The sequence below is a fragment of the Ectopseudomonas composti genome (assembly GCF_900115475.1).
In the GTDB taxonomy this organism is placed as follows: domain Bacteria; phylum Pseudomonadota; class Gammaproteobacteria; order Pseudomonadales; family Pseudomonadaceae; genus Aquipseudomonas; species Aquipseudomonas composti.
Window position 1 is genome coordinate 357,983 of the sequence record NZ_FOWP01000004.1, and the last position, 22,402, is coordinate 380,384.

Annotated in this window: 22 protein-coding genes; 12 read left to right on the forward strand and 10 right to left on the reverse strand. The window is 63.2% G+C overall.

From position 1 onward, the window contains the following. Nucleotides 1–24: 24 nt before the first annotated feature. The gene (locus BM059_RS10150; protein ID WP_037003292.1) at nt 25–1,548 is read right to left on the reverse strand and encodes a fumarate hydratase; all 1,524 of its coding nucleotides are present in this window, start codon (nt 1,546–1,548) and stop codon (nt 25–27) included. Nucleotides 1,549–1,808: 260 nt separating this feature from the next. On the opposite strand from BM059_RS10150, the gene BM059_RS10155 reads away from it, so the two are divergent. The 4 genes from BM059_RS10155 to BM059_RS10170 are packed head-to-tail and all read left to right on the forward strand — an operon-like array spanning nt 1,809 to nt 4,893. After that, complete coding sequence (locus BM059_RS10155) at nt 1,809–2,936, forward strand: GGDEF domain-containing protein (protein WP_037003294.1); 1,128 nt, start codon at nt 1,809–1,811, stop codon at nt 2,934–2,936. Then, nucleotides 2,929–3,867, forward strand: coding sequence for an iron-sulfur-binding ferredoxin reductase (locus BM059_RS10160; RefSeq protein WP_074938384.1), 939 nt, complete (start codon nt 2,929–2,931; stop codon nt 3,865–3,867). Before BM059_RS10155 ends, BM059_RS10160 begins: the two co-directional genes overlap by 8 nt. A 49-nt stretch (nt 3,868–3,916) precedes the next feature. Continuing rightward, nucleotides 3,917–4,690, forward strand: coding sequence for an enoyl-CoA hydratase (locus tag BM059_RS10165; RefSeq protein WP_074938386.1), 774 nt, complete (start codon nt 3,917–3,919; stop codon nt 4,688–4,690). Beyond that, entirely contained in the window at nt 4,690–4,893 is a 204-nt protein-coding gene (locus tag BM059_RS10170) for a hypothetical protein (RefSeq protein ID WP_037003297.1), read from the forward strand. Before BM059_RS10165 ends, BM059_RS10170 begins: the two co-directional genes overlap by 1 nt. A 97-nt stretch (nt 4,894–4,990) precedes the next feature. Here BM059_RS10170 and pyk read toward each other — a convergent pair whose 3' ends face one another. The 3 genes from pyk to BM059_RS10185 form a co-directional block, all read right to left on the reverse strand. Next, nucleotides 4,991–6,442: a pyruvate kinase gene (gene pyk, locus BM059_RS10175; RefSeq protein ID WP_074938388.1), complete on the reverse strand. Its 1,452-nt coding sequence runs from the start codon at nt 6,440–6,442 to the stop codon at nt 4,991–4,993. A gap of 71 nt (nt 6,443–6,513) precedes the next feature. After that, nucleotides 6,514–7,422 carry a universal stress protein gene (locus tag BM059_RS10180; RefSeq protein WP_074938482.1) on the reverse strand — a complete coding sequence of 303 codons (909 nt, stop codon included), beginning with the start codon at nt 7,420–7,422 and terminating at the stop codon, nt 6,514–6,516. Between the two features lie 69 nt (nt 7,423–7,491). Further along, on the reverse strand, nt 7,492–8,298 hold the full coding sequence (locus BM059_RS10185; protein WP_074938390.1) for a tetratricopeptide repeat protein: 807 nt from the start codon (nt 8,296–8,298) through the stop codon (nt 7,492–7,494). 151 nt (nt 8,299–8,449) lie between these two features. Between BM059_RS10185 and BM059_RS10190 the strand changes: the two genes are divergently transcribed. From BM059_RS10190 to BM059_RS10200, 3 genes are all read left to right on the forward strand, one after another. Next, on the forward strand, nt 8,450–8,824 hold the full coding sequence (locus BM059_RS10190; RefSeq protein WP_037003302.1) for a tetratricopeptide repeat protein: 375 nt from the start codon (nt 8,450–8,452) through the stop codon (nt 8,822–8,824). 74 nt (nt 8,825–8,898) lie between these two features. Next, nucleotides 8,899–9,321: a DUF4124 domain-containing protein gene (locus BM059_RS10195; protein WP_074938392.1), complete on the forward strand. Its 423-nt coding sequence runs from the start codon at nt 8,899–8,901 to the stop codon at nt 9,319–9,321. A gap of 59 nt (nt 9,322–9,380) precedes the next feature. Further along, entirely contained in the window at nt 9,381–9,737 is a 357-nt protein-coding gene (locus BM059_RS10200) for a PilZ domain-containing protein (protein ID WP_074938394.1), read from the forward strand. Between the two features lie 29 nt (nt 9,738–9,766). On the opposite strand, the gene BM059_RS10205 is transcribed toward BM059_RS10200, so the two are convergent. Continuing rightward, nucleotides 9,767–10,570, reverse strand: coding sequence for a SirB1 family protein (locus BM059_RS10205; protein ID WP_074938396.1), 804 nt, complete (start codon nt 10,568–10,570; stop codon nt 9,767–9,769). A 100-nt stretch (nt 10,571–10,670) separates the two neighbouring features. Here BM059_RS10205 and BM059_RS10210 point away from each other — a divergent pair, with 100 nt between their 5' ends. Next, the gene (locus BM059_RS10210; RefSeq protein WP_074938398.1) at nt 10,671–11,693 is read left to right on the forward strand and encodes a Leu/Phe/Val dehydrogenase; all 1,023 of its coding nucleotides are present in this window, start codon (nt 10,671–10,673) and stop codon (nt 11,691–11,693) included. On the opposite strand, the gene BM059_RS10215 is transcribed toward BM059_RS10210, so the two are convergent. Then, nucleotides 11,690–12,571, reverse strand: coding sequence for a DMT family transporter (locus tag BM059_RS10215; RefSeq protein WP_074938400.1), 882 nt, complete (start codon nt 12,569–12,571; stop codon nt 11,690–11,692). The two genes, BM059_RS10210 and BM059_RS10215, sit on opposite strands and share 4 nt — an antisense overlap. A 282-nt stretch (nt 12,572–12,853) precedes the next feature. Next, the gene (locus tag BM059_RS10220; RefSeq protein ID WP_074938402.1) at nt 12,854–13,258 is read right to left on the reverse strand and encodes a DUF488 domain-containing protein; all 405 of its coding nucleotides are present in this window, start codon (nt 13,256–13,258) and stop codon (nt 12,854–12,856) included. 82 nt (nt 13,259–13,340) lie between these two features. On the opposite strand from BM059_RS10220, the gene BM059_RS10225 reads away from it, so the two are divergent. Continuing rightward, entirely contained in the window at nt 13,341–13,583 is a 243-nt protein-coding gene (locus tag BM059_RS10225) for a hypothetical protein (RefSeq protein ID WP_074938404.1), read from the forward strand. Between the two features lie 41 nt (nt 13,584–13,624). On the opposite strand, the gene BM059_RS10230 is transcribed toward BM059_RS10225, so the two are convergent. Beyond that, on the reverse strand, nt 13,625–13,888 hold the full coding sequence (locus BM059_RS10230) for a YebG family protein (protein ID WP_037003310.1): 264 nt from the start codon (nt 13,886–13,888) through the stop codon (nt 13,625–13,627). 358 nt (nt 13,889–14,246) lie between these two features. Here BM059_RS10230 and BM059_RS10235 point away from each other — a divergent pair, with 358 nt between their 5' ends. After that, the gene (locus BM059_RS10235) at nt 14,247–15,422 is read left to right on the forward strand and encodes a diguanylate cyclase domain-containing protein (protein ID WP_074938406.1); all 1,176 of its coding nucleotides are present in this window, start codon (nt 14,247–14,249) and stop codon (nt 15,420–15,422) included. A 122-nt stretch (nt 15,423–15,544) separates the two neighbouring features. Further along, nucleotides 15,545–16,039, forward strand: a complete 495-nt coding sequence (locus BM059_RS10240) for a phosphate-starvation-inducible protein PsiE (RefSeq protein ID WP_037003312.1) — start codon at nt 15,545–15,547, stop codon at nt 16,037–16,039. Between the two features lie 4 nt (nt 16,040–16,043). Here BM059_RS10240 and BM059_RS10245 read toward each other — a convergent pair whose 3' ends face one another. After that, a complete protein-coding gene (locus BM059_RS10245; protein ID WP_074938408.1) occupies nt 16,044–18,674 on the reverse strand; it encodes a DEAD/DEAH box helicase in 2,631 nt (876 codons plus the stop codon). A gap of 200 nt (nt 18,675–18,874) precedes the next feature. Beyond that, on the reverse strand, nt 18,875–19,747 hold the full coding sequence (locus BM059_RS10250) for a helix-turn-helix domain-containing protein (protein ID WP_037003314.1): 873 nt from the start codon (nt 19,745–19,747) through the stop codon (nt 18,875–18,877). Between the two features lie 217 nt (nt 19,748–19,964). Between BM059_RS10250 and bglX the strand changes: the two genes are divergently transcribed. Next, nucleotides 19,965–22,259: a beta-glucosidase BglX gene (bglX, locus tag BM059_RS10255; protein ID WP_074938483.1), complete on the forward strand. Its 2,295-nt coding sequence runs from the start codon at nt 19,965–19,967 to the stop codon at nt 22,257–22,259. The last annotated feature ends 143 nt before the right edge of the window (nt 22,260–22,402 follow it).

Below are 22,402 nucleotides of genomic sequence, written 5' to 3' on the forward strand. Positions count from 1 at the left end.
GCTTCTGCTTTGCAGCGTTGACGCTTACTTCACTTCCACCGCCAGGCTTTCGGCGATCTTCTTGTTCCAGATTGCAGGCCCTGTGATGTGCACCGACTCACCGTTGGTGTCGACCGCAACGGTCACCGGCATGTCCTTCACGTCGAACTCGTAGATGGCTTCCATACCGAGTTCTTCGAAGGCCAGCACCTTCGACTTCTTGATCGCCTGGGCTACCAGGTAGGCAGCACCGCCGACGGCCATCAGGTACACGGCCTTGTTGTCCTTGATCGCGTCGATGGCGATCGGGCCGCGCTCGGACTTGCCGATCATGCCCAGCAGGCCGGTCTGCTCGAGGATCTGACGGGTGAACTTGTCCATCCGCGTGGCGGTGGTCGGGCCAGCCGGGCCAACTACTTCGTCACCGACCGGATCGACCGGGCCGACGTAATAGATGAAGCGACCTTTCAGGTCCACCGGCAGTTGCTCGCCCTTGTTCAGCATGTCGACCATGCGCTTGTGCGCAGCGTCGCGGCCGGTGAGCATCTTGCCGTTGAGCAGCACGGTCTCGCCCGGCTTCCAGCTCTGCACGTCTTCCGGGGTGAGGGTGTCGAGGTCGACGCGACGCGCGCTCGGGCCGGCTTCCCAGACGATTTCCGGATAGGCGTCCAGATCCGGCGCTTCCAGTTCGGCCGGGCCGGAGCCGTCGAGCACGAAGTGGGCGTGACGGGTGGCGGCGCAGTTGGGGATCATGCACACCGGCAAGGATGCGGCATGGGTCGGGTAATCCATGATCTTGACGTCGAGCACGGTGGTCAGGCCACCCAGGCCCTGGGCGCCGATACCCAGCTGGTTGACCTTTTCGAACAGCTCCAGGCGCAGCTCCTCGATACGGTTCTGCGGGCCACGGGCCTGCAGTTCGTGGATGTCGATGTGCTCCATCAGCACTTCCTTGGCCATCACTGCTGCCTTCTCGGCAGTGCCGCCGATGCCGATGCCGAGCATGCCCGGCGGGCACCAGCCAGCACCCATGGTCGGCACGGTCTTCAGCACCCAGTCGACGATCGAGTCGGACGGGTTGAGCATGGCCATCTTCGACTTGTTCTCGGAACCGCCGCCCTTGGCTGCAACGTCCACTTCCACCTTGTCGCCGGGGACGATGGAGTAGTGGATCACTGCCGGGGTGTTGTCCTTGGTGTTCTTGCGGGCACCGGCCGGGTCGGCCAGAATCGAGGCGCGCAGAACGTTCTCAGGCAGGTTGTAGGCGCGACGCACGCCCTCGTTGATCATGTCGTCGACGCTCATGGTGGCGCCGTCCCAGCGCACGTCCATACCGACCTTGATGAATACGGTGACGATGCCGGTGTCCTGGCAGATCGGGCGATGGCCGGTGGCACACATGCGCGAGTTGATCAGAATCTGCGCCATGGAGTCCTTGGCGGCCGGCGACTCTTCCTTCAGATAGGCCTCGTGCATCGCCTGGATGAAGTCGACGGGGTGGTAATAGGAGATGAACTGCAGTGCGTCGGCAACGCTCTGAATCAGGTCGTCCTGCTTGATCACGGTCATTGGGGCGCTCCTCTATCAGGGAACATCAACAAGGAAGCGCCGGACAACGACCCGGCGCAACGGCGGAAGGGCATCTCTGAAAATCACCTTGACGATATTCTCAGAGCCGCCCAAAAAGGCGCGGCAGTATACCGCAGCCGACTGCAGCGGGCACAGCAGCCGAAGGTCGATGCCAGCGGCATTGGGCGGTTATCGGCGCTCTAGGCTTTTTGTGATCACAGGGGTAGAGTACGGCCAGATGCCAGTATGGGACGGAGCCCATGAGCTCAACGACTCGCCGGGGAACGCAACGCAGCCTGCAGAGCCTCCTGCTCAAACGCTTCGCCATGGCCTTCGCGACTTACGCGATGATGGCACTCGTCTGCTGGTTCGCTGTACTCAATGGCCTTTTTCTCGGCTCGATCAGTACTGCTGCCTGGCTGACGCTGGGCGTGCTGGGCAGCCAACTGGTGTTTCTTTGGCTGTTTCTTTCCGGTCGCAACCTGCGTTTTGACGATCCCAGCCTGACCGAAGCCCAGGTGCTGGTGGCGCTGGCCTGGCAACCGCCGGTGCTGGCGCTGTTCGACAGTGCGCGCGGCGTGATGATGGTTTTCTACGTCCTGATTCTGCTGTTCGGCGTATTCCAGCTGCCGCCGCGGGTGTTCGTGCGTTGTGCTGCGTTCGCCTTCTTCGGCTTCACCGCGATGGTGCTGGTCGAGGCCTACCGCATGCAGCTGTTGGACCCGAGCATGGCCTGGCTGCAGGTGTGGGTGCTGTTCATCCTGCTGGTCTGGCTGTGCCTGTTCTCCAGCTACGTGCAGGCCATGCGCAAGCGCATGCGCCAGCGCCGCTTTGCCCTGCAGGCACACCAAGACACGCTGCGTGGAATGATGCGTCAGCTCGAGGATCTGGTTGCCACCGACGAACTCACCGGTCTGTTCAATCGCCGTCATTTCCTGCGCCTAGCCAGCCGTGAGCTGGAGCATATGGGGCGTGGGCGCCAGCACGGCCTGGCGTTGATCGACCTGGACCATTTCAAGCGAATCAACGATGCTCATGGCCATGCCGCTGGTGACCGGGTGTTGCAAACCTTCGCTGCGGTCGCCCGCGCCTGTCTGCGCGATGGCGACATCATTGCCCGCTACGGCGGTGAGGAATTTGTCCTGCTATTGCCCAATACCGATGCTGATCAATTCACCGCCTGCTGCGAGCGCCTGCGCGAAGCGTTCTCCAAAGCCGAGCCTTTGGGCGTGACGGTCGACAATCTCAGTCTCTCCGCCGGCATGACGATGCTGGTTGCGGGTGACGATCTCGATGAAGCCCTGCAGCGTGCTGATCTGGCGCTCTATCAGGCCAAGCGCGGCGGACGCAATCGTTGCGATGCCAGCTGGGAGAGCGCGGGTGCCTGAGCTGCGCGTTGGTGACCAGCAGCTACAGGTCGCCCATCACACCAACTTGCTCGATGCGCTGCTTGGCGGCGGCGTGGCCGTGCCCTACAGCTGTCGAGCCGGCAGTTGCCATGCTTGCCTGGTGCGCTGCGTCGCCGGTGAGCCAGAGGATCGCCAGCCCGAGGCGCTGGCGGCCGACAAGCGTGCCGAGGGCTGGCGCCTGGCCTGTCAGTGCCAGGTGATCGAGGACCTGCAGGTTGAACCCTTCGACCCGCAGCGTGATGGCCTGGCAGCCAAGGTGCTCGCCCTGGACTGGCTCAGCCCGCAGGTTTTGCGCCTACGTTTGCAGCCGGCCAAGCCGCTGCGCTATCGCCCCGGACAGCATCTGCTGCTGTGGACCGATCAAGGCGTGGCGCGGCCCTATTCACTGGCCAGCGTGCCGGGCGATGACGATTGGCTGGAATTTCACATCGACTGCCGCTTGCCCGGCGCGTTCTGCGATGCAGCGCGGCGTCTGCAGGTTGGCGATGGGCTGCGACTTGGCGAGCTGCGTGGCGGTGCCCTGCATTACGACGGTGACTGGCAGACCCGGCCGCTCTGGCTACTCGCCGCCGGTACTGGTCTGGCGCCGTTGTACGGGATCTTGCGTGACGCGCTGCGCCAGGAGCACCAAGGCGTCATCCGTCTGCTGCACGTCGCGCATGAGCCGGCCGAGCACTATCTGGCGAGCGAACTTCAGGCCTTGGCAGCGCAGCACGCCAACCTGCAGGTGGAGCTGATAACGGCGGCGCAGTTGCCGGCTGCTTTGGCCGAACTGCGCCTTGTTTCGCGGCAGACCCTCGCCTTACTCTGCGGCCATCCGAAGACGGTCGACAGCTTCGCGCGGCGCCTCTACATGGCCGGTTTGCCACGCGGCCAGATGCTCGCCGACGTCTTTCTCACGCGCGCCTAGGTTGTGGCCCCACAGTCGGTGCGTACGACGCACCCATTGGAGCCCTGGCATGAGCGAACACCTGCACATCGAGCGCGACGGCGGTCTGTTGACCCTGCGCATGCACCGCCCGGACAAGAAGAATGCGCTGACCCGCGCCATGTACGCCGGCATGGCCGAAGTGCTGGATGAGGCCGAGCGCGACCCGAGCGTGCGCGTGGTGCTGTTGACGGGCGGCGAGGCGTGCTTTACCAGCGGCAACGACGTCGCCGACTTCATTCAGGCACCGCCCGCAGGCCTGAACAGCGAAGTGTTCCAGTTCATGCGCGTCCTGTTCGAATTCAGCAAACCGGTGGTCGCTGCTGTTTCTGGCCCTGCGGTGGGGATCGGTACCACCCTGTTGCTGCATTGCGACCTGGTTTACGTCAGTCGTGATGCGCAGTTGAAGATGCCGTTCGTCAATCTCGGACTGTGTCCCGAGTACGGCTCCAGCCTGATCCTGCCGCGTCTGCTGGGGCATGCACGGGCTGCCGAGTTGCTGTTGCTTGGTCAGGCATTCAGCGGTGAGCAGGCCGCAGCCTGGGGCATCGCCAACCTGGCGCTGGACGATGGTGCGGCGACCTTGAGCAAGGCGCGCGAGATGGCGCAGCGTTTTCTCGAGCTGGCACCCTCGGCTGTCGCCGACAGCAAACGCCTGATGCGCGCGCCAGGGCGCGAGGAGCTGCGTAAGGTGATCGAGGAGGAGGGGGCTCTGTTCGGCCAACGTCTGCGTTCGCCGGAGGCCATCGAGGCGCTGACGGCTTTCATGCAACGGCGCCCGGCGGATTTCACGAGGTTCGCCTGATGGACAGCGCCACGCTGCTCTGGGGCCTGCTGTTCGGCAGCATCGGTCTGGGCTTCGTCATCTACGGGCGGCGCCAGAGCAAGCCCGTGCCTTTCCTCTGTGGCCTGGGCCTAATGGGTTTTCCCTATCTGGTCGACGGCACCCTTTGGCTGCTGGTGATCGGTCTGTCGCTGATCGCCATTGCCTATTTCGTGCGCACCTGACGGCAGACGTTTTGTGCTGTATTTGCTGGGCACGGTGAATCTACCGCAAGAAAGCAAAAGGCCGCTCGATGAGCGGCCTTCTGCATTCACGGGTGGATCACACCATCTGATCGCCGACGTGGAGGATCTTCATGGTGTTGGTGCCGCCAGTGCCGTGGTAGCTGTCGCCCTTGGTCAGGATGACCCAGTCGCCCGGCTCGACCACGCTGCGCTTGAGCAGCTCGTCTACCGCGGCCTGGCTGACCTTGTTGGCTGGCAGCGCAGCCGGGTCGAACGGCACGGTGTAGACACCACGGAACAGCGCCACGCGGGCCTGGGCTTCGCGGTGCGGGGTAAAAGCGAAGATCGGGATCGACGAGCGGATGCGCGACATGATCAGCGGGCTGTAGCCACTCTCGGTCAGGCTGATGATGGCCTTCACACCCGGGAAGTGGTTGGCGGTGTACATGGTGGCCAGGGCGATGCTTTCGTCGCAGCGCTCGAACTGGCGGCCGATGCGGTGGCTGGACTGCTTGCTGGTCGGGTGCTTCTCGGCGCCCAGGCACACACGGGCCATGGCCTGCACGGCTTCGACCGGGTATTCGCCGGCGGCGCTTTCGGCCGACAGCATCACCGCATCGGTATAGTCCAGCGCGGCGTTGGCCACGTCGGAGACTTCGGCGCGGGTCGGCATCGGGCTGTGGATCATCGACTCCATCATCTGCGTGGCAGTGATCACCGCTTTGTTCAGGCGACGGGCGTGGGCAATGATCTTCTTCTGGATACCGACCAGCTCGGCGTCGCCGATTTCCACGGCCAGGTCGCCACGGGCCACCATCACCGCGTCGCTGGCGCGGATCAGGCCGTCCAGCGCTTCGTCATCGGCCACGGCTTCGGCGCGTTCGATCTTGGCCACCAGCCAGGCGCTGCCGCCGGCTTCGGTGAGCAGGCGACGGGCGTAATCCATGTCGGCGGCATCGCGCGGGAAGGACACGGCCAGGTAGTCCAGGTCCATCTCGGCGGCGACCTTGATGTCGGCCTTGTCTTTCTCGGTCAGGGCTGGTGCGGTCAGGCCACCGCCACGGCGGTTAATGCCCTTGTTGTCCGACAGCGGGCCGCCGATCAGCACGCGGCAGTGCAGCTCGTCGGCGCCCTTGAGTTCGACGCGCATGACCACGCGACCGTCGTCGAGCAGCAGTTCGTCACCGACGTCGCAGTCCTGAATCAGCGCCGGGTAGTCGATGCCGACCACGTCGTGGGTGCCGGCCGTGCGCGAGTGGCTGGAGGAGAGGCGGAACAGGTCGCCGTCCTTGAGCTCGATGCGCTTGTTCTCGAATTTGGCGATGCGGATCTTCGGGCCTTGCAGGTCGCCGAGCAGGGCGACGTGGCGGCCGTGCTTGGCTGCCAGCTCGCGAACCAGGGCGGCACGCGCCTTGTGGTCGTCCGGCGTGCCGTGGGAGAAGTTCAGACGGGCCACGTCGAGACCGGCGAGGATCAGTTGCTCCAGCACTTCCGGCGAGTTGCTGGCCGGGCCCAGGGTGGCGACGATTTTGGTGCGGCGAAAGGTCATGCACGAACTCCCTAGTGAACTATGTCCGGGAGGCTACTACGGCCTTGAGCTGTAGTCATTGTTCCTGTGCACTACCCTTTGCCGTCCGGTTTTATCACCAGCAGATCGCACTCGACGCGTTCCAGCACCCGCTCTGCGGTGTGGCCGATGAGCAGACTGTCCAGATGGCCACGGGCGATGGCGCCCATCACCAGCAGGCCGATATTGTGCTCACGCACGAAACGCGGGATGACTTCTTCGGCAAAACCGTCCAGCAGGTGGGCCTGTGCTCTATCGATGGCGTGCTGGGCGATCAGCTTGTCGAAGGCTTCGCGATGCTCGCGGCTGCATTGGGTCACGTAGTCTTCATATTCCTGCGCTACCTCGGCGTCGAACAACAATGAGCGTGGCAGCGGCGCTTGTGCGTGCAGGTATTCGGCGTGCAGGCCGAGCGCGGCCTGCAGGGCCTGGCTGGTGCGAATCAACTGATGATCGAGTGCGGCAGGTTTGTCCGCACTGTGCAGTGGGTCGAGTGCGACGCACATACTCTGGCCGCGCGGCTCGGTGTCGTGCACCAGCCACAGCGGTATCGGGCAGCGGCGGATCAGCTGCCAACTAGTATCACTGAACAGCAGGCGGCGCAGCGTACTGCTGGGGTGGGTCGATTTGAACAGGATGTCCGGTTGCAGCGCCGCGACACGGGCGAGAACCTCTTCGTGGCGGCGCTTGCTCCAGCGTACGTCCACGTCGATCTGGAAGCCTTCATCGCTCAAGTGGGCGACGCGGGTGCGCAGATGCTCGCAGCTTTGCCGCACGATGGCTTCACGAGCGCGGTTGAGCAGACGGCTATCCAGCAGGCTGCCCTCCAGACTTGGGTGGTACTCGATCTGCAGCAGGTGCAGTTCGGCGCCGGTTTCGCGTGCCACTTCGACGGCGCGTTGCAGGGCGGGTTGTTGCTGGTGTTCGGCGTCGATGACGACCAACAGTCGTTGCAGTTGCATGGCAGCGTCCTCGCCTGGAGTCTGTACCTGCATTACAGACCATGCTCCGGCGAGCGGCATTGATATGGGTCAGCGCATGCCTGGATTGAGCGCCAGGTCCAGATGGCGCGCGGCCTTGGCGCTCAGCTCGCTTTCGGGAAACTGCACGAGCAGGCGGCGCAGATAGGCGATGGCCTTGTCGCGATTGGCTCTGGGGTTGTCTGCTGCCATGTGCATCAGCGCCAGCTGATACAGCGCCTTTTCCTTGATGTCCGCCGGCACGTGTGGGTCGGCCAGGCCCAGCAGGTAGAGCTGCTCGGCCTCGTCGACGCGCCCCTTGAGCACGGCGCGGCGCGATAGCAGGGTCATGTCCGGGTCGAGGCTGGGCTTGTACAGGTCGAGGTTCTGGCTCGGTTGCCAGTTTGCCAGCAGCTCGCGCGAGGTTTTTTGGATCGGCTCGTCCGCGCGTTGACGGATCATCGCGATGCGCTCTTCGGCGCGGCTGGCGGCCTGGCTGGCAGGGAATTCGTTGAGCACCTTGTAGAAGTAGTTGAGCGCCTTGGGATCGTCGCGTTGCTCGTTGAAGCGGTTCATGTAGATCAGGCCGATCTGATACAGGGCGATGGCACGCACCTCGCCACTCAGTTGGCGGTCGCGGTAGCCATCCAGGTACAGCGTTTCGGCCTTGTCGCTATGGGCGTCGCGGATGGCCATGGCGCTGTAGGTCAGCAGGTCGCCTTCTTCCTCGATGGCGGCGGTCATGCGCTTGGTTTTCAGTGCCTTGTACTCGACCACCTCGTTGGTGGTGATCTGGGCGATGAACAGCGGCGTGGTCGGTGCGCAGGCGCTCAGCAGGTTGGCGCTGATGACGAGGCAAAGCAGGCGGACGAGCGACATGCGGGCTCCTTGGCCGGAGTCGGCCGATGCCGCGCAGTCTAGTCAGCACGTGCGGCAGCGCCAAGGCGCTGGCAGCAAAACCCATCGGAGGTTTGTCGCGGTTCAGTTTTTCCCGGCACTGTCGATACACTGCTCATTGGAGGACTTGCCCATGCGTACCCTGATCATTCTTGCCGTGGCACTGGTTGCTACGGGTTGCACCCGTGTCTCGCTCGACCATCATCTGAACAACGCCTATCGCGCTTATAACGAAGGTGATTGCGCCCAGGTCGCGCTGGAGCTGTCGCAGGCCGAGCGCAAGAGCCGCTCGCGCAGCTACCTGCAGCCCGAGATTTCCCTGCTGCGCGGCCAATGCCTGGAGCGCGAGAGCCTGTTCGTCGATGCGGCGCAGACCTATCAGTTCATCATCACGCGCTACCCGGCCAGCGAGTATGCCTATCGCGCCCGTGCCCGCCTGCAGACCCTGGAGCAGCTGGGGCATCACAGCCCGGCGCCGGCGGCCAAGGCCAGCCCTGCGGCACTCTGAGCCTTTTGTCGTTCGGCATTTCTTGGCACCGCGGCGCGGTATAAGCTGGCGCATGGCCTTCATGGAGGATGAACATGCGTCACTTATTGCTGATCGCCGCGCTGCTGCCGACGCTGGCGACGGCCGAGATCTATCGCTGGACGGATGAGCAGGGGCGGGTGCATTTCGGTCAGCGCCCGGTAGCGGGGGCTGAAACCGTGCAGGTGAAACCGCAGGTAGTCGAGCGTGACGCGCACACGCGTGAGCGCGAAGCGCGCAGCCAGCGCTTTTACGACGCGCGGCGCGAAGAGCAGCAACAGGCGGCGGCTTCTGCGGCTGCACAACGTGAAGAGCGAGACAACGAATGCCGTGATCTGCGCCGGCGCCTGGCGCAGATACCCGAGGGTTTCAACTATTACCGCACCGACACCAACGGCGAACGCATCTACTACAGTTATGAAGAGACAGACACCGCTCGTCGCCAGTTGCGCGAGCGGATAGCCCAACGCTGTTCTTGAGGGTGGTTAAGTGGTCGTAGTAGGGCCATACTCAAGACCCTTTGTAGCGATTTGCCACTATGCGTAGCCAGCGCCGAATCGAACGCCATCAGTTGCCCTACTACCTGAAGGTGTTCAACCGCATTACCGACAAGCCGATGGGCTCCATCGGCAATGTCTCGCTCGACGGGCTGATGCTGATCAGCCAGTTGCCGATGCTGGTGGGCGCACGCTTTGACATGCGCCTGAAGATTCCGGGCCAGCACGGCATGCACTTCATCGATTTCTCCGCCAACTGCCAGTGGTGCCGCGAAGACGTCAACCCAGGTGTCTACGACTCCGGTTTTGCCTTGGTCGCACCACCTGCCGATTACGTCGAGATGATCGACGCGCTGCGCTACTACTTCAGTTTTCACAGCCTGGCTGCGTCTGCCTGATTGTTCCTCGGGGCGCTCGCTCTGCAGCGTCAATGCACCGCCGGAACACGCGCCAGGTTACGCAAGCGCTGACTCAGTTGCAGGCGCAGGCCTTCCTCCTCGCAGAACAGCAGTGCGCGCTCCAGGTCGTAGCGCTCACCCTGTGGGCAATCGAGCCGTTGATAGACATCTGCGCGGGCCAGGTGGTCGACTAGGTTCGGCTGGCCCAGTTGCAGGACGCGCTCGGCGTCCTTGAGTGCCGCTTCCGGCTCATCGTGCTGCAGATGCAGCAGGCGCAGATTGCGTGACAGGCGCCGCAGCATGTCACTGGCATCGGCCGTCTGCAGGTGCGCAGCGCTGAGTTCCACACCTGAACCCAGCTGGCGATACAGCTGCTCACGGCAGTCGCGGGTATACAGGCGGCGTCCGCCACAAGGGTCGAGCAGATGATCCGCGCCGGGTACGCGCAGCAGAAAATGTCCGGGGAAGTTCACCCCCTGTAACGGAATCTCCAGTCGCCGCGCCAATTCCAGGGCGATCAGAGCCAGGGTCAGCGGCTGGCCTCGACGGCTGTGCAGCACATGATGCAGGAGCGCATGGCGTGGACGTGTCACGCCTTCGTCGTCCTCTTGAAAGTCGAGCTCGGCAAGCCTGCGCAGCAGCGGCTGGGCCAGCTCGCGGGCAGGCAGGGCGGGCAGTCCGGCGCTGACCTGCAATTGCAGGCTGTGCAGTTCGCTCAGCACCTGGGGTGGCTGAAGCGAGTCATCGTGTTCGACGGCAATCCACAGGGCCGCCTCGAACAGGGCGGGTGGGTCGCGTTGCAGGCACTGCAGGCAGGCTTGGCGTGGGCTCATCGCATTCTCCGCTGACTTCTGCTGTTGTAGTCCCTGGCAAGGTCGTCGTCCAGTGTGGCTCTCCTATACTGGGGTCTGAAGTCCGACCGGGAGCTCGTCCATGTTCAGCATGATGGAAGCCGCCCGCCTCGAGGCCCTGCACCTGGTCGAGGATCCGGCCAGCGGTCTCAAGGCCGTTATCGCCATTCACAACACCCGTTTCGGGCCAGCGCTCGGCGGCTGTCGTTACCTGGCCTATGCCGATGAACAGAGCGCGATTGCCGATGCCATTCGTCTGGCCCAAGGCATGAGTTACAAGGCAGCGTTGGCCGGTATCGACCACGGCGGCGGCAAGACGGTGATCATCCGTCCGCCTCATCTGCCGAGTCGGGCTGCGCTGTTCGAATCCTTCGGGCGTTTCATCGAGACCCTCAACGGGCGCTACATCACCGCCGTCGACAGCGGCACCTCCAGCGCCGACATGGACTGCATCGCCCAATACACCCAACACGCCACCAGCACTACCAGCGAAGGCGATCCGTCGCCGCACACGGCGTTGGGTGTGTTCACGGGCATTCGCGCCACTGCTCAGGCACGTCTGGGCAGTGACGATCTGGAAGGGTTGCGGGTCGCTGTGCAGGGCCTGGGCAACGTCGGTTTCGCCCTGGCCGAGCTGCTGCATGCTGCGGGTGCCGAATTACTGGTCAGCGACCTCGATGCCGGGCGTGTGCAGTTGGCTGTCGAGCAGTTGGGCGCGCATCCGGTTACCAGCGATGCGCTGCTCAGCACGCCCTGCGACATTCTCGCGCCCTGCGGCCTGGGTGGTGTGCTGAACGCGCAGACGGTCGCCCACCTGCGCTGCGCAGCGGTGGCCGGGGCAGCCAACAGTCAGCTGGCCAACCCCGAGGTGGCCGACCAGCTGGAAGCGCGCGGCATTCTCTACGCACCGGATTACGTACTGAACGCTGGCGGGCTGATCTACGTGGCGCTGCGTCATCGCGGCGAGGAACTGCCGGCAATCAACGCGCACCTGGCGCAGATCAGCCGCCGGCTGACCGAAATCTACGCCCATGCCCAGGCGGAAAAACGCTCCCCGGCGCGCGTCGCCGACTATCTGGCCGAGCGTCTGCTATACGGCGCCTAACCGCTATTCGCGCGCTCCAGGCGAGGGGCGAAGCGAAAGACCAGGGCTAGCCCGAGCAGGATCGCGGCCATCCCGGCCAGAGCGCTGGCCGAAAGACGATTGCCCAGCAGCAGGTAATCGAGCAGCGCCGTCGTCACCGGCACCAGATAGAACAGGCTGGTGACATTGACCAGATTGCCGGTCTGGATCAGCCGATACAGCAGCAATTGTGCGCCCACCGACACCACCAGCCCCATCCACAACAGCGGCATGATCAACCCGATGACAAAACGCACCTGCCACTCCTGGCTGGGTAGTAGCATCAGACTGCCCAACAGGCAGAGACCGTACTGCAGCGGCAGGGCACGCATGGGCGTCTGCCGCAGGTTCTTCTGGGCGATGGTGCCGCCGGTTATGCAGAGCAGGGCGCCGAGAGCCAGTGCCACACCGGACAGCGGCATCGCGCTGCTTATCAGGCTGTCCGCGACGATTATCGCCAGCCCGGCCAGGGCCAGCAGCAAGCCGAGCACGCGCAGCAGCGAAGTACGCCGCTCCAGCAGCATCAGGGTCAGGATGGGTTGTACACCGAGCACCGTTGCCAGCACGCCGGGTGTGACCCCTTCGGCCAGCGCCAGCATGTAGCAGATGCTGTAGCCGCCGATCATCAGCAGGCCAGCCCTGGCGGTTGCCCAACGCAGGTCGCGCTCGGGCAACCAAACTCCAGAATGACTGGCGATCAGCACCAGCGCGGCAAAGGCGAGGGCAAAGCGCAGCAGCAGGAAGGCGAAGGGCGAAGCATGGTCCAGGCCCAGGCGAGCGAAGATCGCACCACCGGACCAGAGCAGTACGAACAGAGCCGTCGCGCCATAGGTGCGCAGGGAAGTCGAATCGAAACACATGAGGGAACACCTGTCGAAAATCCACATGAGCTCCGCACGTGCGCAAGGGCGCGCGTCGCTAAGGCGATGAAACGGAGCGAGGAAGAGCGGGATCAACCCGCTTGGACAAGGGCCGGCGGTGGAGGGGTGCCGGCGCGACAGGCAGGTGGTGGCGCGCAGCCGTCGACAGCGACGCGATAGGCGGCGCTGACGGAGTCGTTGTGGCAATGCGCGGTGAGGGTCATGAAAACAGCTTCGGATATGTCGCAGAAGCCTGGAGGCTAGCCTGCCGTTGCCGTACGGTCAATAACCGTCGAATTCGCCCTGGTAGCAAACCGGTGAGCTGGGCGAGTCATGACGCTGCAGTTCATCTTCGAGGAACTCCGCCAGCACCCGGGCGTTGTTATGCTCTTCGTCGCGCGCCGCATAGAGCAGCGTCAGCGTGCCCCTCGCTGCCGAGTGCAGCAGGCGCTGCCAGTGCTCGGGGTGGGCGCTCAGTTCACGGCGGTAGGCGGTGCGAAAATCATCGAAGGCTTCATTGCTGTGGGCGAAGGATTTGCGTAGTGCGGTCGAGGGGGCGACGTCGGGTAACCATTCAGCGAGCGCCAGGGCGTCTTTGGAAATGCCCCGTGGCCATAGTCGATCGACCAGCACGCGCTGCCCGTCACTGGCCTGCGCGTCGAGATAAACCCGCTTGCAATGAATCACCGAGTTCTCTCCCTGGCCTGCGGCAACGCTGCACTTGGCGCTACATGCTGGCTCGATTAGCGTGGTGAAAGGAGGATTCACCATGGACTATTTCATTATCGTCGTCACTACCGCTGCGGGGCTGTACTTTCACTGGTGGTTGTTCCGGCGCATTCGCCAGTGGAGTGATCGCGATCTGGCGCTTTCCCTTGCCGATGGCGATGAACCCAAGCGGCAGTACATGCTCGAACAGCTGGCCCGTGCACGAGAGGAGGGCGTCAGGCGCAAGGAGTTGCCGGCCTGGCTGGAGCAGGCGGCGGGGCGATATCCCGACCGCAACGCATGAAGTCGGAGCCCCTTGCGCGTGCAAGGGGCTCCTACACTTGGTCATTCGCTGGCGGCTTCGATCTCGAGTTCGTCCAGCGCGTCCGGCTGGCTCTTGAACGCTTTGGCGAAGATGTCGCGGTTCTTGGCCATGAAGATCCCCAGTTCCTCGCCCTGCTCCTCGTTCAAGGACGGCACCGCCTTGTGCAGCACCTCGCTCAGGCGCTCGGCCAGCTCAAGCATCTTGTCGTAACGGTCTGCTTCGGCCTTATCCATAAACAAGCGCTCCGGATCGCGGCTGCTGCGGTACACCACTTCGACGGCCATTCATCACCTCGTCTGCCTTCATATGTGTCGGTCAGTAATTAACTGGTTGTTTGTACAGTGGTGGCGAGAATAAAGGACTCGCTGCCGTTTGGCCAGCATCGCGCTTGATGAAGAGCATAGATGGCTCGGTTCGCCTGTGCTGGTGGTGCAGGTTTGGGAGGGGCGTGGGTATTTTTGCAGGGCATGAGGCAGAAGCTAAATCGGTAAGATTGTACAGCTTGTGTATATGTATAGGCGCGCCACGAGTGCGCCCCAGACTTTTACGGATAACGTCTTGTACGGTGTGTGCAAGCGCATCTATAGTCAGCTCACGCATCATCCTAAACCACGTAAAGCCCCAATAATTCAGGTACTCACCGTGAAGTCAGTCGGTCGTGTCGAACGCAAGCTGCTCGCGCTGGTTGCGTTGTTTTATCTGAGCCTGATGTTGTTGATCGGAGCGATATGGGGAAGCCAGGCGAGCCTCTCCAGTGGTCGTGATGTACAAGAGTTGTATCGGTCTTTGTATCGGTTGTCGTCGCTTCTCTCCACCTTGCAGGATGCGGAGATAGGCCAGCGCGGCTTTCTTCTGACCGGCGAGGTTCAGTATCTGGCGCCATACGAACGTGCTATCGGGCAATTGGATGAGCATCTGCTGTTGCTTGCCGAGAACCCGATGCTGCAATTCTACGGGGCGGATATAGCGGCTATCGCCAGGCTCAGTCAGCTCAAGCGCAGCGAGCTGGCCCAGACCATCGTCGTGCGTAGAGAACAGGGCCAGGTCGCTGCGCAGAAGCTGCTGCGCGAAGACAATGGCAAGATTTACATGGACGAAATGCGCCTGCGCATAAGCAATATCGAGAGCGGTGTAGCTGCTTCTCTCAGAGAGCAGAAACTCGATCTGCAATGGCGTTCTGAGCTGGCGTTGTGGGGCGGTGGCGGTGGTGCGCTGCTGATGCTGGGGCTGCTGACGTTGCTGTTCGTCGATCTGCGTCGTGACCTGAGCGAGCGGGCCGAGTTGCTCGAGCGTCTTGCCTTCGAGTCGCAGCACGACAGCCTTACCCGAGTGCCCAACCGGCGCGCTTTCAACGAAATGCTGGATCAGGCACTGGCTTTGGCGCGGCGCGGTGAGCGCCAGGTAGCATTACTCTACTTGGACCTGGATGGCTTCAAACCGATCAACGATCAATATGGCCATGCCGCTGGTGACGCCACCTTGAAGGTCGTGGTTGCCCTATGGCAGGGCGTGATGCGTGAAGGCGAGGTACTGGCGCGGCTTGGTGGTGACGAATTCGCAGTGATCGCTGCCGGTGATGCCGAGGCGGTCGAGCGACTGGCGCAGCGTCTGATCAATGCGCTGGATGTACCGTTGCTGGCGCAGTATCCCGAAATTCGTGTAGGTGTCAGTGTCGGTCTGGCGCGCTACGCCGAGCATGGCGAGGATCGTCGTCGCCTTATAGCGGCCGCTGATACCGCCATGTACCGCGCCAAGGAGGCGGGCAAGCACTGCTTTGCCTGGCCCGAGTCACGCCAGCCAGTGCTCGCCGTAGTCTGAGCACCTGTGTCTTTCCGTCACATCCTCGCATCATCCTCAAGCTGGTGTTTTTCCTGCATGCTCGTCAGCGTTCATCCATGTCGGGTGTTCGGGCGTCATGCTTGTTTGGGGAGAAGTGAACGATGAATTGGGCGGAACGTCTGCGTGAAGGCATGCATGGCCTGGCGGAGTCGCTGGGCAATCTGTTGATGGAGGCTTTCCATTACCTGGCGTTGTTCGCCATCGGGGCGATCACGGCCTGGGCCGGGGTGATGACCTTCATCGGCATGCTGGATAAGGGCCACATCACGGTCGATGACATCCTGCTGCTGTTCATCTACCTGGAATTGGCGGCGATGGTGGGGATCTATTTCAAGACCAACCATATGCCGATTCGCTTCATGATCTATGTGGCGATCACCGCGCTGACCCGCTTGCTGATTTCCGATATCTCCCACACGCACAAACCGAGCTGGGGCGTGGTGATGGTCTCGGGGGCGATCCTGCTGCTGGCGTTGGCGATTCTGGTGGTGCGCTATGCCTCGTCGCGTTTCCCGTCCGTGGCTGGCTCGCATCCGCGCAACAAGGCACGCAACCGCGCGGATGCCGAGGCCGAGCGCGACGATACGTCCGACTGAAGCGTTAACCGAGCGGCGCGAACAGCGCCGCCAGGTCCTCTTCATCCAACTTCCATTGACCCTGGCTGCCACCGTCCAACACGCCTTTGGCGAGGTTGGCTTTGGCCTGCTGCAGTTGCTGGATCTTTTCCTCGACGCTGCCACGGGCGATCAGTTTGTAGACGAACACCGGTTTGTCCTGGCCAATGCGGTAGGCGCGGTCGCTGGCCTGGGCTTCGGCAGCCGGGTTCCACCAGGGGTCGAAGTGGATCACGGTGTCGGCGGCGGTCAGGTTGAGGCCGCTACCGCCAGCCTTGAGGCTGATCAGGAACACCGGGAATTCCCCGGCCTGGAAGCGCTCGACCGGTGTACGCCGGTCCTGGGTGCTGCCGGTCAACTTGGCGTAGGCGATCTTGCGCGTCTGCAGTTCCGCCTCGATCAGCGCCAGCATCGAGGTGAACTGAGAGAACAGCAGCACGCGGCGGCCTTCGCCCACCAACTCCTGGAGCATGTCCAGCAGGGCACTGAGTTTGCCCGAATCGCTGGCGCTCAAGGCGCTGCCATCTTCACCCAGCAGGCGCAGGTCGCAGCAGCTCTGGCGCAGGCGCAGCAGCGCTTCGAGAATGACGATATGGCTGCGCGCGAGGCCCTGGCGTGCGATCTCGTCTCGCACCTTCTGGTCCATGGCCAGGCGCAGGGTTTCATAGCGATCGCGTTGCAGCTGGGTCATCTCGACCCATTGGGTAATCTCGGTCTTCGGCGGCAGTTCGCTGGCTACCTGTTCCTTGGTGCGGCGCAGCAGGAAGGGGCGAATGCGTCCATTCATATGGGCCAGACGATGGCTGTCGCCGCGTTTCTCGATGGGCGTGCGGTAGTCGCGGGTGAAGGTTTTGGCATCGCCCAGCCAGCCGGGCATGAGGAAGTGGAACAGCGACCACAGCTCGCCCAGGTGGTTTTCCAGTGGCGTGCCGGTCAGGCACAGGCGCAGGTCGGCCTGGACCTGGGCGGCGGCAGTGGCCGCCTTGCTGCGCGGGTTCTTGATGTTCTGCGCCTCGTCGAGGATCAGCAGGCGATAGCGATGCTGGTTGAGCGCTTTGAGATCACGCGGCAACAACGCGTAGGTGGTGAGAATAAGGTCGTGCGCGGCAATCTCCTCGAACAGCGCCTTGCGCTTGCTGCCGTACAGGGCCAGTACGCGCAACTGCGGGGTGAAGCGTGCGGCTTCGTCCTGCCAGTTGGGAATCAGGCTGGTGGGCATGACGATCAGTGCGGGTTTGTCGAGGCGTCCCGCCTGTTTCTCGCAGAGGATGTGCGCCAGGGTCTGCAGGGTCTTGCCCAGGCCCATGTCATCGGCCAGAACGCCGCCGACACGCAACTCGGCCAGGGTCTGCATCCAGTTCAGGCCCTGCAGCTGGTAAGCACGTAGCTCGGCGTGCAACCCGGGGGGCGCAGCGATTTCGCGGATGGACAGGTGCTGCAGCCGCTCGGCAAAGCCACGCAGCTCATCGCCACCCTGCCAGCTCAGGGCCGGGCCTTTGGCTAGCTCGGCCAGGCGGGCAGCGTCGGCGCGGCCCAGGCGCAGCGGCAGATGATCGTCGCCGGGGTCACGGAAATACAGCTCACCCAGTGTGGCCAGCAGCGGTTTGAGGCGTGCGAAGGGCAGGGCGATGCGTTTGCCGCCGTGCGGCAGGTTGACCAGCAGGCGGTCTTCATCCGAGCGTTGTGCCAGTGCTTCTGGCGCCAGTAGCCAGGGCGTGCGGCGAATGGCCTGGAGCAGGATCGGCAACAGGCTCAGGCGTTGGCCTTCGACTTCGATGCCCAGCTCCAGATCGAACCAGTTTTGCTGCGGATCTTCCTCGACTTCGGCGTACCAGTCGTCGACCTCGGCCAGGTTGTACTGGAAGTCCGGGCGCATGTGGATCTGCCAGCCATCGGCGCGCAGCTGTGGCAGTTGCCGCTGGACGAAATCCAGCCAGTCGCGTTCGCGCTCCAGTTCGAACGGCTCGCCAGCTTCAGCCGGCAGCGCTTCGCTTTGCCGCAGGGCGACTTGAAGACCAAGACTTTCCAGGTGCTTGCGCAGGCTGGCTTCGGCACCAGCATCGCGGATCAGGCGCAGGTTGGTCTCGTCGTCCAGACGTTTGACCAGATCCCTGGCCGGCTTGCCGAAAACCTTGTGTCCGGCGTAGTCGAAGGCCAGTGCAGCGCGGTGCTGGGTCTGTTCCTGCATGCGTCCCTTGCGCGCATCGAAGTGCACGCGCACCTGGCTGCCAAGGCTGAGGACGGGCGTAGGGGCAATGCCTTCAAGGCGCATTTCCGCCAGCTCTTTGTTCAACACGATGATGTCCGACAGGTCGCTGCCGGCGCGCTGCTGAGCTTCCAAGGTGAGCAAGGCGGCGACCACGTGCTTGCAGTTGAAGCCGACCGGACAGTTGCAATGGCCGGTCACGCTCCATTTGCGCCCGTAGGGATGCAGGGTGATGCGCTGCTGATAGGTTTGCCCGCCCGAGCCTCGGCAATTGGCGAGCAGGCTGTTGTCCTTGAGGTTGAGCAGTTTGCTGCGCTTTTCTTCCGCGTAGGCGATGCCACGGCGCAGGTCGCCAGCACCGAACTCCGAGCGCCAGTCTTCCTGGCGTAACTGGTGAATATCCAGGGGCATCAACGAAGCCCCGTGGTGACGAGTAATGGGCGCATGACTGGGCCGTGGCAATGCAAAGCCGCAGATTTTCGCATAGCCGCGTGGGGATTAGCAGGCGTGGCATCGAGATTGCCGACGTGCTGTCGTGGCCATCGCTCCAGGCGTTCGGTGATTAGGGCAGGGGTAACCCGCCGCAGCGGAGTTGGCGGGGTGCACCCACCTTACAGAAAGGCTGCGCGGTATTGCCCTGGCGTTGCTCCGAGCGCCTGGCGGAAGCGATTGCTGAAGTGGCTGGCACTGGCGAACCCGCTGGCCAGGGCGATTTCGCCCAGCGGCAGCGATGACTGACGCAGCATCTGGCAGGCACGAGCCAGGCGTCGAGCCAGTACGTAGCGGTGCGGCGGCAGGCCGAAGCTACTCTGGAACATGCGCGCGAAGTGGTATTCCGAGAGGGCGCAGAGCGCGGCCAACTGGCTGAGCGGCAAAGGTGTGTCCAGGTGCTGCTCGATGAATTCACGTACGCGCTTGCGTTGCAGTGGTGCCAGGCCGCCTTTCAGGCGCAGGCCCTGGCGCATTCCAACCTGGTTGAGCAGGGCATGATCGAGCAGTTGGTGGGCCAGGCTGCTGGCCAACAGACGTTCGCCGGGTTCTTGCCAGTCAAGGGCGCACAGCTGACGAAAGCGCGCGGACTGTTCGGCGTCTTCGAGAAAGGTCGCCTCCTCCAGTTGCAGGCTGCGTGGTTCGCGGTCGAGCAGGGCCATCGCGCCGAGGGCGAACTGCTCCTGCTCTATATAAAGGTGAGCAAGCTGGATCTCGCCATTGATGATCCAGGCCGACTGATGCTCGGCCGGCAGGATGCACAGTTTGTCCGGGGCGCCTTTATTACCGGGTTGCTCGCGACGAAACGTGCCGGTACCGCCGGCCAGATAGCAGGACAGCGTGTGATGGCTGGGGGCAAGGTAGTCGCGCGCATCATGGGCATTGCTCCAGCGCGCCACGGCGATGCCATTGCCCAGCTCGGCCATGGCGTGCAGCCGCGCATTGGGCGAGCGGCTCATGCTCTGGAAAACCTGCAGATGTTCGAATTGCGCCATCACCTTCTCCTCAATGCAGCCATGCTACGCCCGCCGCAGTGCAAAACCAGTAGCGAAGAAAAAAATGCGCAAGTTTGTGTAAGCCTGGGGTCTTAATTTCTGGAACGCCTTTGAATGGCGCTTAAGTTTTTTTGCACCAACCCGCGGCGCGGCGCGAGGACTCGGAGTATCGTGGCGGCCATTCAAACAATGATTCGCATCCCGGATGCTGCTCCCGATGAAATACCTGCGCCATTTCGCTCTCGTCTCTGCCTTGATCACCCCCAGCCTGCTGGTTGCCGCGCCTTCGCTCGATGACAAATCGGCCTTCATCGCCGACCTGGTGGGCCGTATGACCCTTGAGGAAAAGGTCGGCCAACTGCGCCTGATCAGCATCGGAGGCGACATGCCGCGCGAGCGCATTCGCGAGGAGATGGCGGCCGGTCGCATCGGTGCGACCTTCAACTCGGTGGTGCGCCCGGAAAACCGCCCGATGCAGGAGGCCGCGCTGCGCAGCCGCCTGGGCATTCCGGTGTTCTTCGCCTACGACATCATTCATGGCCATCGCACCACCTTTCCCATCGGCTTGGGGCTGGCCTCGAGCTGGGACATTGCCGCCATCGAGAACAGTGCGCGGGTCGCGGCTTTCGAAGCCAGTGCCGATGGCCTGGACATGACCTTCGCGCCGACCGTGGACATTTCCCGCGATCCGCGCTGGGGTCGCACCTCCGAAGGCTTCGGCGAAGATCCCTACCTGGTCTCGCGCATCGCCACGGCCATGGTGCATGGTTTCCAGGGCAAGGACCCCAGCGATCCGCAGCGCATCATGGCCAGCGTCAAGCACTTCGCCCTGTACGGCGCGGTGGAAGGCGGGCGCGACTACAACGTGGTCGACATGAGCCCGATGCGTATGTATCAGGACTACCTGCCGCCTTATCGCGCCGCCATCGATGCCGGTGCAGGCGGGGTGATGGTTGCGCTTAACGCAATCAACGGCGTACCCGCTTCGGCCAACACCTGGCTGCTGCGTGACCTGTTGCGCCGCGAGTGGGGCTTCAAGGGGGTGGCGCTGAGCGACCATGGCGCGATCACCGAGCTGTTGCGCCACGGCGTGGCCGCCGATGGCCGCGATGCGGCGCGTCTGGCCATCACCGCGGGCGTCGGCATGAGCATGGCCGATACGCTCTATGATCAGGAACTGCCGGCGTTGGTACGCAGCGGCGCGGTACCGCAGAGCGTGCTGGATGAGGCTGTCACGCATGTGCTCAATACCAAGTACGACCTGGGCCTGTTCCACGACCCATTCCGTCGTATTGGTCGTGCCGAGGATGACCCGGCCGACGTCAACGCCGAAAGCCGCCTGCACCGTGCCGATGCGCGCGCGATGGCGCGTGATTCGCTGGTGCTGCTGGAAAACCACGGCGACACCCTGCCGCTGAGCAAGAAGACCACCGTCGCCCTGATCGGTCCGCTGGCCGATTCGCCAGTGGACATGCTCGGCAGTTGGTCGGCGGTCGGTGTGGCCGAACAGGCCGTGACCTTGCGCAAGGGCATGGAAACTGTGCTCGCAGGGCAGGGCAAGCTGCTCTACGCCGTGGGCGCCAACGTCACCGACGATGCCCACGTGATCAATTACCTCAACCAGCTCAACTGGGACCGCCCTGAGGTGGTGCTGGACAAGCGCACGCCGCAGCAGATGCTGGAAGAGGCCGTGCGTGTCGCTGCCCAGGCTGACGTCATCGTCGCCGCCGTAGGGGAGGCGCGGGGGATGTCGCACGAGTCGTCCAGCCGTACCCGCCTGGATCTGCCGGACAGCCAGCAGGCCCTGCTGCGCGCGCTCAAGGCCACCGGCAAACCGCTGGTGCTGGTGCTGATGAACGGCCGACCACTGGCGCTGAGCTGGGAGAAGGATAACGCCGATGCGATGCTGGAAACCTGGTACAGCGGGATCGAGGGCGGCCACGCCATCGCCGATGTGCTGTTCGGCGAGCACAATCCTTCCGGCAAGTTGCCTATCAGCTTCCCGCGCTCGGTCGGGCAGATTCCCACCTACTACAATCACCTGCGGCTGGGCCGTCCCTATACGCCGGGCACACCTGGCAACTACACCTCGCAGTATTTCGAGGAGCCCAATGGTCCGCTGTATCCGTTCGGCTATGGTTTGAGCTACAGCGAGTTCCAGCTTTCGGCGCCAAAGCTGTCCGCCGAGCGCATGGGGCCTGATGAAAAGATTCGCGTCAGCGTCACGCTCAAGAACGCCGGGTCACGGGCTGGTGCGAGCGTGGTGCAGCTCTACCTGCACGACGAGGCCGCTTCGGTGATCCGTCCGGTGAAGGAACTCAAGGATTTTCGCAGGGTCAAGCTTGAGGCAGGCGAGACGCGTGAGCTGAGTTTCGAGATCGACGAACCTATGCTGCGCTTCTACAACGCCAGCCTGCAGCATGTCAGCGAGCCAGGTGCCTTCCGTGTCCAACTGGGGTTGGATTCGGAGAGCGTGCAGGAGGCACGTTTCGAATTGTTGCCACGCCAATGACGGAGTGGCTCTAGGAGGCGAAAATATACTCGCTCGAGCACCTGTGCCGGACTTCACGATCTGGTAATAATGCGCAGAAAGAATCCGCGCATGCGGAGACGTCGCCGTTCGGTTGGCTGTCTGCATCGTGCTCGCGTTGTTTT

Bases quoted from the DNA above. Each gene is read 5' to 3' on its own strand.
- BM059_RS10210 (WP_074938398.1), top strand. From the start codon at position 10,671: ATGTTCAGCATGATGGAAGCCGCCCGCCTCGAGGCCCTGCACCTGGTC.
- BM059_RS10150 (WP_037003292.1), bottom strand. From the start codon at position 1,548: ATGACCGTGATCAAGCAGGACGACCTGATTCAGAGCGTTGCCGACGCA.
- BM059_RS10230 (WP_037003310.1), bottom strand. From the start codon at position 13,888: ATGGCCGTCGAAGTGGTGTACCGCAGCAGCCGCGATCCGGAGCGCTTG.
- BM059_RS10215 (WP_074938400.1), bottom strand. From the start codon at position 12,571: ATGTGTTTCGATTCGACTTCCCTGCGCACCTATGGCGCGACGGCTCTG.
- BM059_RS10155 (WP_037003294.1), top strand. From the start codon at position 1,809: ATGAGCTCAACGACTCGCCGGGGAACGCAACGCAGCCTGCAGAGCCTC.
- BM059_RS10185 (WP_074938390.1), bottom strand. From the start codon at position 8,298: ATGTCGCTCGTCCGCCTGCTTTGCCTCGTCATCAGCGCCAACCTGCTG.
- BM059_RS10170 (WP_037003297.1), top strand. From the start codon at position 4,690: ATGGACAGCGCCACGCTGCTCTGGGGCCTGCTGTTCGGCAGCATCGGT.
- pyk (WP_074938388.1), bottom strand. From the start codon at position 6,442: ATGACCTTTCGCCGCACCAAAATCGTCGCCACCCTGGGCCCGGCCAGC.
- BM059_RS10190 (WP_037003302.1), top strand. From the start codon at position 8,450: ATGCGTACCCTGATCATTCTTGCCGTGGCACTGGTTGCTACGGGTTGC.
- BM059_RS10205 (WP_074938396.1), bottom strand. From the start codon at position 10,570: ATGAGCCCACGCCAAGCCTGCCTGCAGTGCCTGCAACGCGACCCACCC.
- BM059_RS10195 (WP_074938392.1), top strand. From the start codon at position 8,899: ATGCGTCACTTATTGCTGATCGCCGCGCTGCTGCCGACGCTGGCGACG.
- BM059_RS10250 (WP_037003314.1), bottom strand. From the start codon at position 19,747: ATGGCGCAATTCGAACATCTGCAGGTTTTCCAGAGCATGAGCCGCTCG.
- BM059_RS10165 (WP_074938386.1), top strand. From the start codon at position 3,917: ATGAGCGAACACCTGCACATCGAGCGCGACGGCGGTCTGTTGACCCTG.
- BM059_RS10245 (WP_074938408.1), bottom strand. From the start codon at position 18,674: ATGCCCCTGGATATTCACCAGTTACGCCAGGAAGACTGGCGCTCGGAG.
- BM059_RS10225 (WP_074938404.1), top strand. From the start codon at position 13,341: ATGGACTATTTCATTATCGTCGTCACTACCGCTGCGGGGCTGTACTTT.
- bglX (WP_074938483.1), top strand. From the start codon at position 19,965: ATGAAATACCTGCGCCATTTCGCTCTCGTCTCTGCCTTGATCACCCCC.
- BM059_RS10200 (WP_074938394.1), top strand. From the start codon at position 9,381: ATGCGTAGCCAGCGCCGAATCGAACGCCATCAGTTGCCCTACTACCTG.
- BM059_RS10180 (WP_074938482.1), bottom strand. From the start codon at position 7,422: ATGCAACTGCAACGACTGTTGGTCGTCATCGACGCCGAACACCAGCAA.
- BM059_RS10240 (WP_037003312.1), top strand. From the start codon at position 15,545: ATGAATTGGGCGGAACGTCTGCGTGAAGGCATGCATGGCCTGGCGGAG.